The 17,121-nt window shown below is 46.3% G+C and carries 19 protein-coding genes; 17 read left to right on the top strand and 2 right to left on the bottom strand.

Annotated features, from left to right (window positions below; genetic code table 11):
• Positions 1-7: 7 nt before the first annotated feature.
• From HHX48_RS08650 to HHX48_RS08595, 12 genes are all read left to right on the top strand, one after another.
• Positions 8-802 carry a ParA family protein gene (locus HHX48_RS08650; protein ID WP_191024170.1) on the top strand — a complete coding sequence of 265 codons (795 nt, stop codon included), beginning with the start codon at positions 8-10 and terminating at the stop codon, positions 800-802.
• A gap of 50 nt (positions 803-852) precedes the next feature.
• Positions 853-1,737: a ParB/RepB/Spo0J family partition protein gene (locus HHX48_RS08645; RefSeq protein WP_191024168.1), complete on the top strand. Its 885-nt coding sequence runs from the start codon at positions 853-855 to the stop codon at positions 1,735-1,737.
• A gap of 195 nt (positions 1,738-1,932) precedes the next feature.
• Positions 1,933-2,316: an ATP synthase subunit I gene (locus HHX48_RS08640; RefSeq protein WP_191024166.1), complete on the top strand. Its 384-nt coding sequence runs from the start codon at positions 1,933-1,935 to the stop codon at positions 2,314-2,316.
• Between the two features lie 78 nt (positions 2,317-2,394).
• Positions 2,395-3,255, top strand: coding sequence for a F0F1 ATP synthase subunit A (gene atpB / locus HHX48_RS08635; RefSeq protein ID WP_191024164.1), 861 nt, complete (start codon positions 2,395-2,397; stop codon positions 3,253-3,255).
• 87 nt (positions 3,256-3,342) lie between these two features.
• Positions 3,343-3,564, top strand: a complete 222-nt coding sequence (gene atpE, locus HHX48_RS08630; protein ID WP_012520222.1) for a F0F1 ATP synthase subunit C — start codon at positions 3,343-3,345, stop codon at positions 3,562-3,564.
• Between the two features lie 48 nt (positions 3,565-3,612).
• Positions 3,613-4,083, top strand: coding sequence for a F0F1 ATP synthase subunit B (atpF, locus tag HHX48_RS08625; protein ID WP_191024162.1), 471 nt, complete (start codon positions 3,613-3,615; stop codon positions 4,081-4,083).
• 15 nt (positions 4,084-4,098) lie between these two features.
• Positions 4,099-4,632 carry a F0F1 ATP synthase subunit delta gene (gene atpH, locus HHX48_RS08620; RefSeq protein WP_191024160.1) on the top strand — a complete coding sequence of 178 codons (534 nt, stop codon included), beginning with the start codon at positions 4,099-4,101 and terminating at the stop codon, positions 4,630-4,632.
• A gap of 13 nt (positions 4,633-4,645) precedes the next feature.
• Positions 4,646-6,187, top strand: coding sequence for a F0F1 ATP synthase subunit alpha (atpA, locus tag HHX48_RS08615; RefSeq protein ID WP_191024158.1), 1,542 nt, complete (start codon positions 4,646-4,648; stop codon positions 6,185-6,187).
• Between the two features lie 53 nt (positions 6,188-6,240).
• Positions 6,241-7,101, top strand: a complete 861-nt coding sequence (gene atpG / locus HHX48_RS08610) for a F0F1 ATP synthase subunit gamma (protein WP_191024156.1) — start codon at positions 6,241-6,243, stop codon at positions 7,099-7,101.
• A 33-nt stretch (positions 7,102-7,134) separates the two neighbouring features.
• On the top strand, positions 7,135-8,520 hold the full coding sequence (atpD, locus tag HHX48_RS08605; protein ID WP_191024154.1) for a F0F1 ATP synthase subunit beta: 1,386 nt from the start codon (positions 7,135-7,137) through the stop codon (positions 8,518-8,520).
• A 64-nt stretch (positions 8,521-8,584) separates the two neighbouring features.
• Positions 8,585-9,001 (top strand): F0F1 ATP synthase subunit epsilon, encoded by a 417-nt coding sequence (locus tag HHX48_RS08600; protein WP_139757811.1) that lies wholly within the window; start codon positions 8,585-8,587, stop codon positions 8,999-9,001.
• A gap of 219 nt (positions 9,002-9,220) precedes the next feature.
• Complete coding sequence (locus HHX48_RS08595) at positions 9,221-10,162, top strand: hypothetical protein (protein WP_191024152.1); 942 nt, start codon at positions 9,221-9,223, stop codon at positions 10,160-10,162.
• A gap of 3 nt (positions 10,163-10,165) precedes the next feature.
• On the opposite strand, the gene HHX48_RS08590 is transcribed toward HHX48_RS08595, so the two are convergent.
• A complete protein-coding gene (locus HHX48_RS08590) occupies positions 10,166-10,738 on the bottom strand; it encodes a tRNA-uridine aminocarboxypropyltransferase (protein WP_191024150.1) in 573 nt (190 codons plus the stop codon).
• Positions 10,739-10,775: 37 nt separating this feature from the next.
• Between HHX48_RS08590 and HHX48_RS08585 the strand changes: the two genes are divergently transcribed.
• From HHX48_RS08585 to HHX48_RS08575, 3 genes are all read left to right on the top strand, one after another.
• The gene (locus HHX48_RS08585; protein ID WP_191024148.1) at positions 10,776-11,114 is read left to right on the top strand and encodes an MGMT family protein; all 339 of its coding nucleotides are present in this window, start codon (positions 10,776-10,778) and stop codon (positions 11,112-11,114) included.
• Positions 11,115-11,164: 50 nt separating this feature from the next.
• Positions 11,165-12,340, top strand: a complete 1,176-nt coding sequence (locus tag HHX48_RS08580) for an HD-GYP domain-containing protein (protein WP_191024146.1) — start codon at positions 11,165-11,167, stop codon at positions 12,338-12,340.
• 180 nt (positions 12,341-12,520) lie between these two features.
• The gene (locus HHX48_RS08575; RefSeq protein ID WP_191024144.1) at positions 12,521-13,162 is read left to right on the top strand and encodes an OmpA family protein; all 642 of its coding nucleotides are present in this window, start codon (positions 12,521-12,523) and stop codon (positions 13,160-13,162) included.
• 76 nt (positions 13,163-13,238) lie between these two features.
• Here HHX48_RS08575 and HHX48_RS08570 read toward each other — a convergent pair whose 3' ends face one another.
• The gene (locus HHX48_RS08570; RefSeq protein ID WP_317983492.1) at positions 13,239-13,706 is read right to left on the bottom strand and encodes a nuclear transport factor 2 family protein; all 468 of its coding nucleotides are present in this window, start codon (positions 13,704-13,706) and stop codon (positions 13,239-13,241) included.
• An 89-nt stretch (positions 13,707-13,795) separates the two neighbouring features.
• Here HHX48_RS08570 and HHX48_RS08565 point away from each other — a divergent pair, with 89 nt between their 5' ends.
• Both HHX48_RS08565 and HHX48_RS08560 read left to right on the top strand, forming a co-directional pair.
• Entirely contained in the window at positions 13,796-14,356 is a 561-nt protein-coding gene (locus HHX48_RS08565; RefSeq protein WP_223858182.1) for a DUF1439 domain-containing protein, read from the top strand.
• A 578-nt stretch (positions 14,357-14,934) separates the two neighbouring features.
• Positions 14,935-17,037 carry a TonB-dependent siderophore receptor gene (locus HHX48_RS08560; protein ID WP_191024142.1) on the top strand — a complete coding sequence of 701 codons (2,103 nt, stop codon included), beginning with the start codon at positions 14,935-14,937 and terminating at the stop codon, positions 17,035-17,037.
• The last annotated feature ends 84 nt before the right edge of the window (positions 17,038-17,121 follow it).

Here is a 17,121-nt window from a genome sequence, read left to right as displayed (position 1 = left end):
ATTAAGTGTGGCTAAGGTTATCGCAATTGCGAATCAGAAAGGCGGCGTGGGTAAAACAACCACCGCTGTAAATGTGGCGGCCTCTATGGCAGCGACTAAGCGAAAGGTGCTGCTTATTGATTTGGATCCGCAAGGTAACGCCACAATGGGTAGTGGCCTGGACAAATATGACGTCCCTGCAACGTGCTTTGAGCTGCTGATTGAAGAACGGCCGATTGAAGAGGTCGTGGTAAAAGACACCTCGGGCAAATATGACATTATTCCCGCCAATGGCGATGTGACCGCTGCAGAAATTAAGCTGATGGAAATGTTTGCCCGCGAGGTCCGTCTGCGCAATTCTCTCAAACCGGTCATGGATTATTACGATTTCATTTTTATTGATTGCCCGCCATCTCTTAACCAGTTGACGGTGAACGCATTAGCGGCGGCTGATTCTGTGCTGGTGCCTATGCAATGCGAATATTATGCTTTGGAAGGCTTAACGGCATTAATGGACACCATTTCCAAGCTGGCATCGGTGGTCAATCCGGACCTTAAAATCGAGGGCGTACTGCGCACGATGTATGATCCGCGTAATCGGCTGGCTAATGATGTCTCTGAGCAATTGAAACGGCATTTTGGAGAGCAGGTTTACCGCACCGTTATTCCCCGGAATGTTCGCCTTGCAGAAGCGCCAAGCTTTGGCACACCAGCGATGTATTACGACAAGTCATCGACGGGCGCAAAGGCGTACCTGGCATTAGCCGGAGAAATCTTGCGCAGACGCGATAAAGCTGGCATGCAGGCAGCAAAAGCCAGTTGATTTACCGTTGCTAAGCAACACGCCGTATTTTGTGAGTTATTGAGGAAACTATGTCAGCGAAAAAAAGAGGACTTGGGCGAGGACTGGATGCCCTGTTGGCGACGAGTCAGTCTTCGGCACAAAAACAACAGCAACACGCATCATCAGACCTGACACCTGTTGAATCTGAATTAAGCAAATTACCTATTGAATATCTCAAGCCCGGAAAATATCAGCCGCGTAAGGATATGTCGCCCGATGCGCTGGAAGAGCTGGCCTCCTCAATCCGCTCTCAGGGTGTTATTCAGCCAATTGTTGTTCGCCAGACTGATAAGAACAGCTACGAAATTATCGCCGGTGAGCGAAGATGGCGTGCCGCGCAAATGGCACAGCTGGATAACGTGCCATGTCTGATAAAAGACGTACCCGATGAAGCCGCTGTTGCAATCGCACTGATTGAGAATATTCAACGTGAAGATCTCAATGCAATGGAAGAGGCGCAGGCGCTTAACCGGCTGATGAAAGAATTTGAACTGACCCATGCCGAGGTGGCTGAAGCTGTCGGTAAATCGCGTACATCGGTAACCAACCTGCTACGCCTGAATAATCTTAACGATGATGTAAAACTGCTCCTTGAGCATGGTGACATTGAAATGGGCCATGCCCGTGCGTTACTGGCGCTTGAGGGGGAACAGCAAACCGAGGCAGCTCAGGTTGTTTCGGGTAAAGCGCTAACTGTCCGTGATACCGAAAAGCTGGTACGCAAATACCTTGAACCCGCCACACCGAAGCCAGAAAAGAAAGTTGACCCGGATGTACAGAATCTGATGAACCGACTTTCTGAAAACCTGGGCACCGCGGTCAATATTGACCACAACGCAAAAGGTAAAGGGAAAATTACAATAAGTTTCAGTGACCTGGAGCAATTGGACGGAATATTGTCAAAAATCCACTAGTCACAGATGACGAAGAATGTTTAATTATCTGTTCGGAAAATGTACAGAAACGTTTGTGACCGAAAAGTCCCGTAACGAAATACAGACAGAAAATTTTCATTATCACTTACAAAACGCGATGTGCTGTTGAAAAATATCGTTAAAACAGTATACTTCTGACGCTTTTTGGTTGAGCAGAAGTAAAAGAGAAACGCCGTGCGAAGCGACCTGGCCCGAGAGGGCAAAAACCTGGCCAGAAAAGCGTTTACTGCACAGCTTCTGGTATCAACAGTTTCGGTGATTGTGGTCTGGCTGATGAATGATTTACATCAGGCTGTCTCAGTGGCGATGGGGTCACTAATAAGCATTCTCCCAAACAGCATATTCGCCGTATTTGCGTTTAGATACGCCGGGGCCCGGCAAAATCAGCTGGTAGCCCGGAGTTTTAGCCAGGGTGCAAAGATCAAACTGGCGATGAGTTTTATTTTATTTGTTATTGCATTTAAAGGGCTGCACGTTGACCCACTCGCTCTAATCGGCGGATTTGCAATAGCAACGGTCAGCTACTGGCTGGCTTTGCTTCAGCAGCATAAACAATAAATAAAAAGTTGCCGGCCCGACGACAGAGGCCATGAAGCGTTAAAAACAGATTTTACACTTTCAACTTTGGGTTAAAACATGGCATCTGAGCAAACAACACAAGAGTATATTCTCCACCACTTGACCAATGCCACCATGTGTATGACAGACGATGGTCTGCAGACAAACTATGGTAAGGGACTGGAAGAGGCGTCAGCGGCGTGTCAGGAAGCGGGGTTTTGGGTATGGAATATTGATACCCTGGCCTGGTCTATTCTGTTAGGCGTGCTGTTTTTATGGCTATTTCGTCGGGTAGCAAAAACCGCGACCACAGGCGTACCTGGCAAAACACAGGCATTCGTCGAAATGGTTGTGGAATTTGTTAATGACAACGTGCGTGATTCATTTCATGGTAAAAATAATCTGATTGCACCGCTGGGTCTGACTATTTTCGTCTGGGTGTTCCTGATGAACCTGATGGACCTTGTCCCTGTTGACTTACTGCCGTGGGCAGCAGGACAAATCGGCGCTGCAGCGACCGGTGTTGATCCTCACCATGTTTACATGAAAGTGGTACCAACAACTGACCTGAACCTGCCTCTGGCACTGGGTCTGGGTGTATTTGTACTGATTCTGTTCTATTCCATTAAGGTGAAAGGTTTCGCTGGCTTCGCTAAAGAGTTGACCATGCAGCCATTCAATCACTGGTCGATGATTCCGGTTAACTTCATACTGGAAAGCGTTACCCTGCTGGCGCGCCCATTTTCACTGGCGCTGCGGTTATTCGGTAACTTATATGCTGGTGAGCTTATCTTTATTCTTATCGCGACCCTGGGCTTATGGCAGCTGCCATTGCACTTCCCATGGGCGGTGTTCCATATTCTGGTAATCGTTCTTCAGGCCTTTATTTTCATGATGCTGACTATTGTGTATCTGAGCCTGGCGCACGAAGACCACTAACGAAGTACCGGTGCCTGCAGACAAATATCTGTGGGCACCATCAAGTTTAACTTTCAACTTTAAAATTAACTTAAATCGGAGACGTAAATGTTATACATCGCTGTTGCACTATTAATCGGTCTGGGTGCCCTGGGTACTGCTATTGGTTTCGGTCTGCTAGGTGGTAAATTCCTTGAATCTGCTGCTCGTCAACCTGAACTGGCTCCTCAACTGCAAGTTAAGATGTTCATCGTAGCGGGTCTAATCGACGCCATCGCGATGATCGGTGTTGGTATCGCTCTTTACCTTCTGTTCGCTGTTGGTGCTTAATTTTTTAAACTTACAGTCTATTAGCGAACATTATGAGGAGGAGCGGTTGTGAATATTAACGCCACTCTAATAGGTCAATTAATCGCGTTCATCGTCTTTGTGTGGTTCTGCATGAAGTACGTTTGGCCACCGTTGCTAAACGCGATTGAAGAACGTCAGAAGAAGATTGCCGATGGTCTTGAAGCTTCTGATCGTGCTGAGAAAGACCTTGAACTTGCTCAGGAAAAAGCCACCGAGCAATTGAAAGAGGCGAAAGCGCAAGCAGCTGAAATTATCGAACAGGCCAAGAAGCGTGCTAATCAACTTGTTGATGAAGAAACGCAGAAAGGCCAGGCCGAACGCGAAAAAATTATCGCTTCCGGTTATGCCGAAATTGAAGCTGAACGCAATCGTGCCAAAGAAGAATTACGCAAGCAGGTTGCTGCCCTGGCAGTTATCGGTGCTGAGCGCATTCTTCAACGCGAAATTGATGCACAAGCACATAACGACATTGTTGAAAAACTTGTCGCTGAGCTTTAACGAGGGAGATGAGCCATGTCTGAATTGACAACCGTTGCTCGTCCTTATGCTAAAGCTGCTTTCGATTTTGCGGTCGAGCACAACGCCGTGCCTAAATGGCACGAGATGTTGAGTTTTGCCGGCCAGGTCGCTAACAACGCTGAAATGCACCAGTATCTGACTGGCGCGGTGGCAGCGGAGACCCTGGCTGACATGTTTATCAACATCTGTGGTGAACAACTCGATGAACACGGTCAGAACTTTGTAAAGGTTCTGGCAGAAAATGAACGTTTGCTTGCCTTACCAGAAATCAGTGAACTGTTTACTGCATTTAAAGCGGAATATGACAAAGAGGTGGAAGTAGAACTGACTTCTGCCACTGAGTTAGACGCTCAGCAGCAGTCTAAGATTAAGGCAACATTAGAAGAACGTTTGGCACGTAAAGTGAAGCTTAATTGTAATGTGAATCCAGCCCTGCTCGCCGGTTTTGTAGTCCAAGCCGGTGATACAGTTATCGACGGCTCAGTGAAAGCAAAACTGGAACGTCTGGCGGACACGTTGCAAGCATAACGGGGATAAGAGCATGCAACTTAATTCCACTGAAATTGCAGAACTGATCAAAAAAAGAATTGAACAGTTCAATGTAACCAGTGAAGCACGCAACGAAGGTACAATCGTTGCTGTAACAGACGGTATTATCCGTATCCATGGCCTTGCAGATGTCATGCAAGGTGAAATGATTGAGCTTCCTGGTAGTCGTTACGCGATTGCACTAAACCTTGAGCGAGACTCTGTTGGTGCGGTTGTTATGGGTCCTTATGCGGACCTGACAGAAGGCACAAAAGTACAATCATCTGGTCGTATTCTTGAAGTACCGGTTGGTAATGGTCTGCTGGGTCGTGTTGTAAACACGCTGGGTGAGCCTATCGACGGTAAAGGCGCAATTGATGCAGCAGGCTTCGAGCCAGTTGAAAAGATTGCACCAGGTGTAATTGATCGTCAGTCAGTAGACCAGCCTGTACAAACAGGTTACAAGTCTGTCGATTCAATGATTCCGGTTGGTCGTGGTCAGCGTGAGCTTATCATCGGCGACCGTCAGACTGGTAAAACAGCGATGGCTGTTGATGCCATTATCAATCAGAAAGGCACAGGCATTAAGTGTGTGTATGTTGCAGTTGGTCAGAAAGCATCGACCATCTCAAACGTTGTACGCAAACTTGAAGAGCACGGCGCAATGGAACACACCATTGTAGTAGCGGCCTCTGCGTCAGAATCTGCAGCATTGCAGTATTTGGCACCTTACTCTGGTTGTACCATGGGTGAATACTTCCGTGATCGTGGTGAAGACGCACTAATCGTATATGATGATTTGTCAAAGCAGGCTGTAGCCTACCGTCAAATTTCATTGCTACTTAAGCGTCCTCCTGGTCGTGAAGCTTACCCGGGTGACGTTTTCTATCTTCACTCTCGCCTGCTAGAACGTGCAGCACGTGTAAATGAGCACTATGTTGAGCGTTTCACAAACGGTGAAGTGAAAGGCAAAACCGGTTCTTTGACCGCATTGCCTATCATTGAAACCCAGGCTGGTGACGTTTCTGCGTTCGTACCAACTAACGTAATCTCAATTACTGATGGTCAGATTTTCTTAGAAACTGACTTGTTTAACGCGGGTATCCGTCCTGCTGTTAACGCCGGTATTTCAGTATCGCGGGTTGGTGGTTCAGCGCAAACGAAAATCATCAAGAAGCTGGGTGGCGGTATTCGTCTTGCCCTTGCACAGTATCGTGAACTGGCGGCGTTCTCTCAGTTTGCCTCAGACCTCGACGATGCAACACGTGAGCAGCTTGAACACGGCGAGCGCGTTACTGAGCTGATGAAACAGAAGCAATACTCTCCACTGTCGATTGCTGACATGGGTGTTTCATTGTTTGCTGTTGAAAAGGGCTTCCTGAAGGGCGTTGAGCAAAACAAGATTCTGGACTTCGAAGCATCACTGCATTCTTACATGAACAGTGAGCACGCTGACCTGATGAAGACTATCAATGAATCTGGTAACTACAACGACGAGATTGCTGCCAAGTTAGATGAAGCTTTGAAGAAATTCAAAGAGACACAAACGTGGTAATCACGGGTGCTGACCGTATGGTTGGCACATTGTTGGGTTAACGGGAGATAGTCATGGCTAGCGGTAAAGAGATAAAAGGTAAGATTGGGAGTATCAAGAATACTCAAAAGATTACCAGTGCTATGGAAATGGTTGCGGCGTCTAAAATGAAAAAGGCGCAGGAACGTATGGCTACCGGCCGTCCATATGCACACAACATGCTTAAAGTGATTGGTCATATCGCAAATGGTAACCTGGAATACCGCCATCCTTACCTTGAGGAGCGCGAAGTAAAACGGGTTGGTTATATTGTGATCTCCACAGACCGCGGACTATGTGGTGGCTTAAACTCAAATGAATTTAAGCGTGTTACCCAGGACGTCAAAGAATGGCGTGAAAAAGGGGTAGAGGTGGATTTTGCAGCCTTAGGCTCTAAGGCGTGTGCCTTTTTCAATCGGTTTGGGGGTAAGTTACTTGCTGCTGAATCCGGATTGGGCGACAAACCATCTGTGAGCGATGTTGTTGGTGTTGTTCGTGTCATGCTTAAAGCATTTGACGAAGGAAAACTGGATAAGGTTTATCTGGTTTTCAATGACTTCGTTAATACGATGACACAAACACCAGTGGTCAATCAGCTACTGCCTTTGCCAAAGTCGGAAGACAAAGAATATAAGCACCGTTGGGATTACATTTACGAGCCGGATCCAAAAGAAATATTGGAATCACTGATGGTTCGCTATGTTGAGTCTCAGGTATATCAGGGCGTTGTAGAAAACGCTGCGTCAGAACAAGCTGCCCGAATGGTAGCGATGAAAGCCGCCACAGATAATGCCGGCAATCTTATTGACGATCTGCAACTGGTATACAACAAAGCACGTCAGGCCGCAATCACACAAGAAATCAGTGAGATTGTAAGCGGCGCGGCAGCGGTGTAGGCAAAGGTTTATAAGAGATAACGAGGACAAATTATGAGTCAAGGTAAGGTCGTCCAAATCATCGGTGCCGTTGTGGATATTGAATTTCCACAAGATGCGGTTCCTGGTGTATACGACGCACTACGAGTTACCGAAGGTGACTTATCCGGGCTGACCCTGGAAGTGCAACAGCAATTAGGTGGTGGCATTGTTCGAGCAATCGCAATGGGTACTACTGATGGTCTTAAGCGTGGTCTTGCGGTAGAGAATACCAATGGTCCAATCATGGTACCAGTAGGTACTAAAACGCTTGGCCGTATCATGGATGTTTTGGGTAATCCAATTGATGAAGCGGGCCCTATCGGTGAAGAAGAGCGTATGTCTATTCACCGCGCGGCGCCAAGCTACGAAGAGCAGTCTAACAGTCTGGAAATTCTTGAAACGGGTATCAAGGTAATCGATCTTGTTTGTCCGTTTGCCAAGGGTGGTAAAGTTGGTCTGTTCGGTGGTGCCGGTGTTGGTAAAACCGTAAACATGATGGAGCTTATCCGTAACATCGCTATCGAGCACAGTGGTTACTCTGTATTTGCTGGTGTTGGTGAGCGTACGCGTGAAGGTAACGATTTCTATCACGAAATGAACGATTCTAACGTACTGGATAAAGTATCTCTGGTATACGGTCAGATGAACGAGCCACCGGGTAACCGTCTGCGTGTTGCTCTGACAGGTCTGACGATGGCAGAGAAGTTCCGTGACGAAGGTCGTGACGTTCTGTTTTTCGTAGATAACATCTACCGTTACACACTGGCAGGTACTGAGGTATCAGCACTGTTGGGTCGTATGCCTTCAGCGGTAGGTTATCAGCCTACACTGGCTGAAGAGATGGGTGTTCTGCAGGAACGTATTACGTCTACTAAGACTGGTTCAATCACGTCTATCCAGGCGGTATATGTACCAGCCGATGACTTGACTGACCCGTCACCAGCAACAACGTTTGCTCACTTGGATGCAACGGTAGTATTGTCTCGTGATATCGCATCACTGGGTATTTACCCTGCGGTTGATCCACTGGATTCTACATCACGTCAGCTTGACCCTCTGGTTATTGGTCAGGACCATTATGATGTGGCACGTCGTGTTCAGACTGTATTGCAGCGTTATAAAGAGCTGAAAGACATTATCGCGATCCTGGGTATGGACGAGCTGTCTGAAGAAGATAAGCTGGTTGTTACTCGTGCACGTAAGATTCAGCGCTTCTTGTCGCAGCCATTCTTCGTAGCAGAAGTATTCACTGGCGCACCAGGTAAATATGTACCGCTTAAAGACACTATCAGTGGCTTTAAAGCTATCCTGGACGGTGAATATGACGATCTGCCAGAGCAAGCCTTCTACATGGTTGGCTCAATTGAAGAAGCTGCAGAGAAAGCCAAGAAAGCGTAATTTTACTGGCGGCTGCACGTAGCCGCCTGTTCGATTACGTTGACTACCGACTTTGGAGGTTTAAATGGCAGCTATGACAGTTCATCTGGATGTTGTAAGCGCAGAAGAGCAGATTTTTTCTGGTCGCGTAGAAACCATACAGGTGACCGGCAGCGAAGGTGAGCTGGGTATCCACCCGGGTCACGCGCCACTGATCACTGCAATTAAACCTGGTATGGTGCGTTTGGTTAAACAACACGGTGAAGAAGAAGTAATCTATGTTGCTGGTGGCGTACTTGAAGTACAGCCAGGTAACGTAACTGTGTTGGCAGACACGGCAGTTCGTGCAGAAGATCTGGATGAACAGGCCGCAGAAGAAGCAAAACGTCGTGCAGAAGAGCACATCGCCAATCCAGGCGCTGATTTTAACTACGCAGAGGCTGCGCAGGAACTGGCAGAAGCCATTGCGCAATTACGCTTAATTCAAAAGCTGCGTAAATAGTTTTCAGCATGTTTAGAGAGTAAAAACCCGGTATTGACCGGGTTTTTTTATGTCTGGTCATAAATAATTCATGGAAAAAGAATAATTTAGCTATCAGTAAAAGTGTTTACGACGTAAAATTACAATCGTTAGAATATAAAAATAATAAGCTATCTGCTGGATGACAGTTAGCAAGACAACAGTGTTAGGGACTTTATCGTAGTATGAAAAAAGCCCTTTATGAATATTACAATCTCTTACCCTCTGCCGTCTAAAAGTCGTATATGGCTTCCCCCTGCGTGCTATTTACTGAGCGCGTTAATCATTCAGATGTTGATAGTGGTATTTCATAACCAGATATTCAGAGATAGCAGCATGAATCTCGGCAGACTTCGCGATCCTGTTGTTATTGTGCTTGCGACAAGCCTTCTATGGATATCAATGCGCTTTATTCTGCGTAAACAACATCGATTTCTAATGCAACATCTCCTACAGCAAAATAAGCTGTGCGAGTTACGTTATTTCCAGCGAAAATCCGTAAACCGACTTCGCAATCAGCTTCTGCTATCAGCGCTTATAAGCGGTACTACGCTTTTCATAATCAGTGAAAATACGATGTTGGCGCCCTACCCTGACGAAACTATTTTCGGGATTATTCTGTTCGTTTTTCTTCTGGTAACAGGTGTGTTCATTTGCCAAAGTGCAGCCTTGCCGTACTTTCTTCTCAAACAGTTTTTACCAGTGAGGATAAGTACCACCGGCGAATTAACAACAAGTCGTGAGTTGCACCACATTAACCAGCTGGTCCTTTTACAGCTAACATTTTCATTGTCCCTCTGGCCTGTTATCAGTGCAGTATTCCCTGCACTCAGCGCGGTGACTGTATTTCTCAGCATACTGACATGTGTGATCATAGCCGCACTGTTGTATCAAACAGCGATTCAGACCAAGCGAGCACACTTTTATCGCGATGCGGCATTAAAAAGTATTAGTCGCAAGTTGCACTTTCTGCGCAATAAAGGGCAGTATCCTCAACAGCCGTTGCAATTGGCCATCAAGAAACTGCAACTGCACCGCAATGAAGTCAAAGCCAGCTCGTTTACGCTGGTAACAGAGCGAAACCTGTATCTCTTTTCAAGCGCTTTGCTGTCTTCAGTACTGATGTGGTCTTTATTTGGCTGAGTTTCAGCGTCTGTGATGCGCCGGTCCCTGCCAGCTGTTTTGTAAGGCTGATTGTAAGGCCAACAATGGCGCTGTATTAAAGGCATAGCCCGTTTTCAGTGTGTAAGCGACCGCTTCCAGTGTGGACAGGCTGTTCGGCTGTGTGGTGTGCCGGATAGTATAGTCACTTTCTGGTGCATGATTAAAACACCACTGTGGCAGTGCAGAAAGCCATGGCAGTTGTGAATATAAGGCATAAGCCTGACGCCATGAGCCGTCAAGAAATATCAGGGTCCGGGGCACGTGTGCAGTAAATGCGGCGCTTTCAATTGACCGGCTTTTGTCGCCCGGATAAATCAACGCGCTGGTTTTTAAATCAATTTCACTCGCAATTTGCGAGAAATCTTCCGCGGTTCTGCCAGAGACCAAGATCGTATTACGCAGTCCCAGTGAAACCAAACGGGCAGTATTTTTTGCATGGCTGACTTCACGATGGTGCTGTAATATTACAATTTTTGCAGGTGCATCACTGGTAATTACATAAGGGCACAAGCACGTTGTTTTAGGATACCCACATGCACTGCAATAAATTCGCATTACTTATCGACCTGTTGAAGCTACAGTTACTTTAATTATGCCCCAGCGTTCTGGCCACCAGCAAATTTATCACGTTGTTTCGCTTATCCCATCTGGTTGTGTGGCGACCTATGGGCAGGTGGCCGACCTGGCAGGATTGCCCGGTCGTGCCAGACTAGTGGGCCGATTGCTAAGAACAGCGCCCTCGCATCTTAATTTACCATGGCATCGGGTGGTGAGGGCCAATGGTCAGATAGCCGTAGATGGTAACAGCGCTGTAACGCAGCAAAATAAGTTATTGGCAGAAGGTGTCGTGGTCACCGCAAAAAGGGTAAATATTAAACGTTTTTTGTGGCAGCCAACATTATATTTATTGCTCCATGAATTGTCGGGGTAATGAAGATAAGCTACCCTCAACTAACTTACTTTTTTAGTCTTAAGTAATCGATGAGTCAGTCAGTTGTAAAGAATATTTCCATCAACCAGCTTCGACCCGGCATGATAGTCAAAAAGATTATCGAGCAAAACGGGTCCGTTAAAGTGACCTCCAGTGGCCGGGTGTCTTCAGAAGATGTTATTCAGGCGCTCAAGAAAAAAGGTGTTAAAAAGCTTCAGGTTGAATTGCCCCGGCAAGACGGGCCTGCTTCTGCAAACGTGTCATCAAAAAAGCAAAGTACGGCCAAAACAACCTTTGCTGCGGAAATTGTTACCGCAGAAAAATTACATCGTAAAGGGAAGTATATTCAGAAAGTATTGCTGAATGCGGTGAGTAAGGGGTTAGCCTTTGACGAGCAAATTCCCCGGGAGTTTTCTCAGCAGCTAGTGGCATCGATGGATCGAAACCCTGATGCGTTGCTTTGTCTTACTAAGATAAAAGAAAAAGATGACTATCTGTTAGAACACTCATTAAATGTGGCCATTATTCTGGCTAATTTCGCACGGCATATTGGAATGGATAATGAAGCGATCCAGGAACTGGCTTACGCTGGATTTTTACATGATTTAGGAAAAATCCAGATTGACGATGCAATTTTGCATAAGCCGGGCCGGCTGACCGATGTTGAAATGGAAGAGATGAAAAAGCATGTCACATATGGTGTTGAGGCTCTGAAATCAGCGACTATCGCACCTCATCTTATTCGTGTTGTCAGCGAACATCATGAGCGTCTGGATGGGCGTGGCTATCCATTGGGTAAGCAAGCAGAAGATATCTCACAGGATGGTCGCATGCTGGCTATCGCTGATATGTTTGATGCACTAACGGCCGATCGTTGCTACAAGGCGGGCATGTCCTCGCAAAAGGCGATCAAAATTCTGCTCAGCGAGGCTCCTGAGCGCCTTGATAAGGCGCTATTGGACCAGTTTATCAAATGCATGGGCGTCTTTCCTGTAGGCAGTCTTGTAAAGCTCAGTAACCAAAAGCTCGCGATGGTGCTAAAGCAAAACGCATCCCTGGCTAAACCCGTAGTGAAAGTATTTTATTCTCTGGGCGGAAACCATTTTCTTGAACCCAAAGATATTGACCTTTCAACAGATGATCGCATCCACATTGAACAGGCAGTTGTTGCCAGCGATTACAATATTGATTTCAATACTTTTTTCCACCGGATGGTACAGGTGTAGCCATATTCCTACGCCACTTTTCGATAGAAAGTATTTTTCGTTCAAACTTCGTTCATCTTCGCATGGTATGGTTGGTGATACGCATGTTTGAGGGGTGGAACAGCTCTTGCAAACCGTAATCATTACAATGTATTACATTGTCAGTAATGTAACTAATATACCATGATTAACGAGGATGTTATGAAGAAAACACTTATTGCCGGCGTAGTCGCTGCTGCTGTTAGCCTGGCTGGATGTGCCAGTAATCCTTCAAATACTCAGAAAGGCGCAGCGATAGGTGCTGTGGCAGGCGCTCTGTTGGGTAAAGCAACGGGTGATAATGATAAAAGCCGATATGCCTGGGGGGCCGCTGTAGGCGCAATTGCTGGTGGTGCTATCGGTAACTACATGGATCGTCAAGAAGAAGAGCTTCGTAATGAGTTATCTGATACGGGCGTTCAGGTTGTGCGCGAAGGCGATAATTTAAACCTGATCATGCCGGGTGACATCACGTTTGCTACGGACAGTGCCGCAATCAATGGGCAGTTTAATCCTGTTCTTAGCGATGTTGCGAAAGTTATCAATGAGTACGAAAAAACGGTACTGATGATTAAAGGGCACACCGATGATACGGGGTCTGAGCAGTATAATCAGTCTTTATCAGAGCGTCGCGCAATGTCAGTTAAGAACCTGCTGACATCGTTTAATGTCAATCCAAAGCGGATTACCACGGTGGGTATGGGCGAATATCAGCCCAAAGTGGCCAATACCAGCGCATCCAATCGTCAGCAGAATCGGCGCGTCGAGCTGCAGATTCAGCCTCTCACGCAAAATAATACCTGATGAGACCAGGGCGCTATGGCGCCCTTTTAATTGTTCAATGACCAGGATTTTTTCATTATCACTCTTAACAGCGCTGTCAGTTTTCCATCGCTTTAATTTTTGATGTAACGTCCTTTGCGATAGCATTAGGAATTGGAATGGTCAGATGATACTGCGCGATTTTCCACCTGCCATCGGACTTCACTAATACACCTGTCCCTCGCGTTGTGCCATAAGTCTCACTGTGTAGCATTTCCACAAACCATGCGGTTTGTGCTGAGTCTGAGACTGTAATGTGTCGTTTAGCAGGCATGTACGTCCAACCCTTGCCTGATGAAAACACTGGCTCAGCGTAGGCTTTAAAAGCGTCTAGTGACCATATTTCAGAAGCATCGGTGCCAATAAATACCGCGTCATCAGCGTAAAGGGAAAAATAAGTATTCATATCGGCGTTAGCGGCACTGTCGTGCAATTCATTTAACACGTTATCAATCTGAGTTTTGTCATCGGCGTAGGCGTATCCAATCTGTAAAAGTAGCAAGACCATTGCGATTCGTTTTAGCACGTTTGTTTCCTTATGATCGTATTACAGGTAGCTTTCGTTATTCGTACCATAGCAGACAAATGCCATCGCCACCTGAACGGAGTACCTGAATGAAAAATTTTGTTGGAATGCTAAGTGTCTTTTTAATGCTGTCAGGTTGTGCGGCTATTAATGACTTATCAAGCTACAGCATCAGCGAGAATGAACTGAAATCGTCATTGAACGACCAGGTCTCAGAGCTCAAAAGGGAAGTTTCTCTGGCTGGTATTCCGCTGGAGCTGAATGTTTCTGAAATGGATATTCAGGTGGGGCCGGACAACAGACAAGTAGTGATGCTTCAAACCAAAGCAACGGCGACCGTTAAAGCATTCGGATTTACGTATCCTGCTGATGTGAATTTGCAGATAGAAGGACAGCCCTTTTACGATGCAGATAAAAAAGCCATTTTTGTACGCTCATTGCGATTACTGGACAGCACGATTGAGGCAAATGGATACCGGGGAAATCTGGCACCGGTAAGTGATAAATTTATGACGCTATTTAACGGATATCTGGCAACACATCCTGTTTATGAACTTGATACCCGAAGCACACTAATGAATATGGCCGCCAGTATGCCGCTGACGCTCGCAATCGAACCCGGCAGACTGGTTATCAGGCAGCAACAGTAAAAACGCAGCAGGCGGCTAATAAGCCTTATATGGCACTGAGTATATTAGGTAATCGGATATGCAGTTACTCAAGCAGCCATTAAAGGCGTGATTAAGCTTCGGCTAGACGTCTGGATTAGCGGTCGACCACCGGACGCCTCTGCCGAAATCGCGCCTCAGGCAATTTGCTGAATCGTATTTGCAGTCACGGCTAAAGTAATTAATGCAACGTTCAAAATGTGCGCATCAATCCCCTTTTTACTTTTATCATTCATCCGCTACAGTGATCTGAGTTAGCCCCATCACTAACATTTATCTACCTGAAAAACTGTCTAAAACAGACCTGGATTAATCCGTTATGTCTATTCTGGCCTTACCAACCGGCAGCACATATGGACAGCCTGAAAATAAGTCTGAGAAAGAGCGCACCTGTTGATTCACTTGATAACGATTATCATTTGCAAATGATAATCATTGCCAGTAGCATTATCTATAGCAAGAAATTGCCTCTGTCATTTTCTTGCTTGAAGACAGTTTAATTACTCGCAGTACTTTTATTCATCACTCTTTATTATGTTCATGGTGGAGCCGAACGTTTTATGCTTTTTAACCCCCCTTTGAAGCTTATTCTTACTGTATCGCTTATCATCGGCGCTACGCCGTTTTCTTTTGCCAGTGACACCAGCGATATTGAGCATGTCAGAGTAACCAGCGTTCGTCTGCCTTTTCGCGCAGATGTACCCTTAAAGTCGCAACCTCAGGCGGTCGACACAGTTTTATCTGAGCAGCTGGAAAACCTGGCAATAACCGATTTTTCTTCAGCGTTAACCCTCGCAGCATCGGTGAGCAAGCAAAACAATTTCGGTGGTATGTGGAATGCCTTTGCGATACGCGGTTTTACCGGAGATGAAAACGTTCCTTCCGGCTATCTGGTTAATGGCTTCAATGCGGGGCGCGGGTTTGGTGGCACCCGGGACATGACAAACGTTGAACGCATTGAAGTGCTAAAAGGGCCAGGTTCAGCATTATACGGTCGCTCCGAACCAGGAGGCACTATCAATATTATCACCAAGAAACCGCAGTTTGACCGGGCGGGCTACTTACAGGCATCGGTCGGACGCTGGGACCAGTATCGCCTCGAAGGCGACTACACGTCTGCACTGAGCGACAATGTTGCTGTACGAATGAACGGTGCTTATGAGGACAACGGCAGTTTCAGAGTGCCTGTGGATTCTAAAAAGATTGCACTGACGCCATCGTTGTTGTGGCTGGTAAATGCGAAAACACGGCTGCGTTACGAAGCTGAATATTTAGATCAACAAGTGCCTTTTGACAGAGGTATTGTTGCATTGGAAGGCAATCCTGAGTTACTACCGGCTGAACGGTTTCTGGGAGAGCCGTCGGATGGGCCCAACCAGGTAGATGTTCTGGGCCATCAGTTGACTCTTGAGCATGATTTAAATGACTGGAGCCTGCTGGCAGGACTAAGTTATCGTGATACGCAGCTAACGGGATTTTCCAGTGATGCTGAACTGGTAAAGGGGCGACAGCAACTATTTACTGATGGAGAGACCTTAAGTCGTCAGCACAGCTATCGAAACTTCGATACATCTGATTTTTCAGGTCGCCTTGAACTCAGCGGTAGTGTAGATACCGGCATTATCACTCATCATCTACTGATAGGTGCAGATTACTATCACTTCAATTTTGATAAGTACTGGACACGCTACCGTCCCGCTGCAGGGACTACCGACTATGCGATCAACATTTTTAATCCTGTTTACGGACAACAAGCGCCAGCAAGGTCATTACTGTATGACCAGAGCGAAAAACAGGAAAATTACGGTTTTTATGTGCAAAACCAGATAGATCTTTCTCAGAGAGTGAAGCTACAGGTCGGCGGCCGATTCGACGATTTTAAGCAAACCATTGAAAATCATAAAGCACAGACCGTTGTTAATCAGCAGCAAAGTGTTTTTAGTCCCCGTGCCGGTATTGTGTATCTATGGGACGAAGCTGTGAGTCTGTACGCAAGCTACTCTGAAGGTTTTCAGCCTAATACAGGAGCGAATGCGCAAGGTAATGCTTTCGTGCCGGAAGAAAGCGAATCCTTTGAAGTTGGCAGCAAGTTTGAATCGGCGATGTTTGAGGGCACAGTAGCGCTTTTTCGCGCAGAAAAAAGTAATATTCTTACAGCAGATCCACTCAATTCCGGTTTTTCCGCCGCACTCGGAAAAGCAGACAGTCAGGGTGTAGAAATTGATCTTAAGGCGTATTTTACTGAGAATATTCGGACCTCTTTGTCTTACGCCTATACTGATGCAAAAACTGCAAATCAGATTACAAACGCTGACTGGGGAGTGAATATCCCTAAAGGAAGTCGCTTAATAAACATTCCAAAGCATAACGCTACTCTGTCTCTGATTCACGATACGGTATTAATGGGAAAATCAACCTCATGGGGCGGCAACGTGCAATATGTGGGGAAACGATTAGGAGAAACCATCGATCCCAGCTACATTCTGCCTGATTACACGCTGGTAAATGTTTTTTCGCGATTTGAGATCACAGCCGATACGACACTGCAGTTAAACGTCACTAATCTATTTGACGAAAAATACTATCCAAGCTCCTATTCGGCAATCTGGACGATGCCCGGGGAGCCACGAAGCTACCGCGTAAGCGTCAATTATCGTTTCTGATAATATAGAAGTATCGCCAAGCATGCACTGGCTGCAAGATTATAAATGCAGCCAGTATCAAGAATTATCTAACGCCCAGACGAA

Source organism: Salinimonas profundi (assembly GCF_014750655.1).
Lineage (GTDB): Bacteria > Pseudomonadota > Gammaproteobacteria > Enterobacterales > Alteromonadaceae > Alteromonas > Alteromonas profundi_A.
Note: the sequence above shows the minus strand (reverse complement) of the source record. Positions and strands in the feature narration are given on the sequence as shown.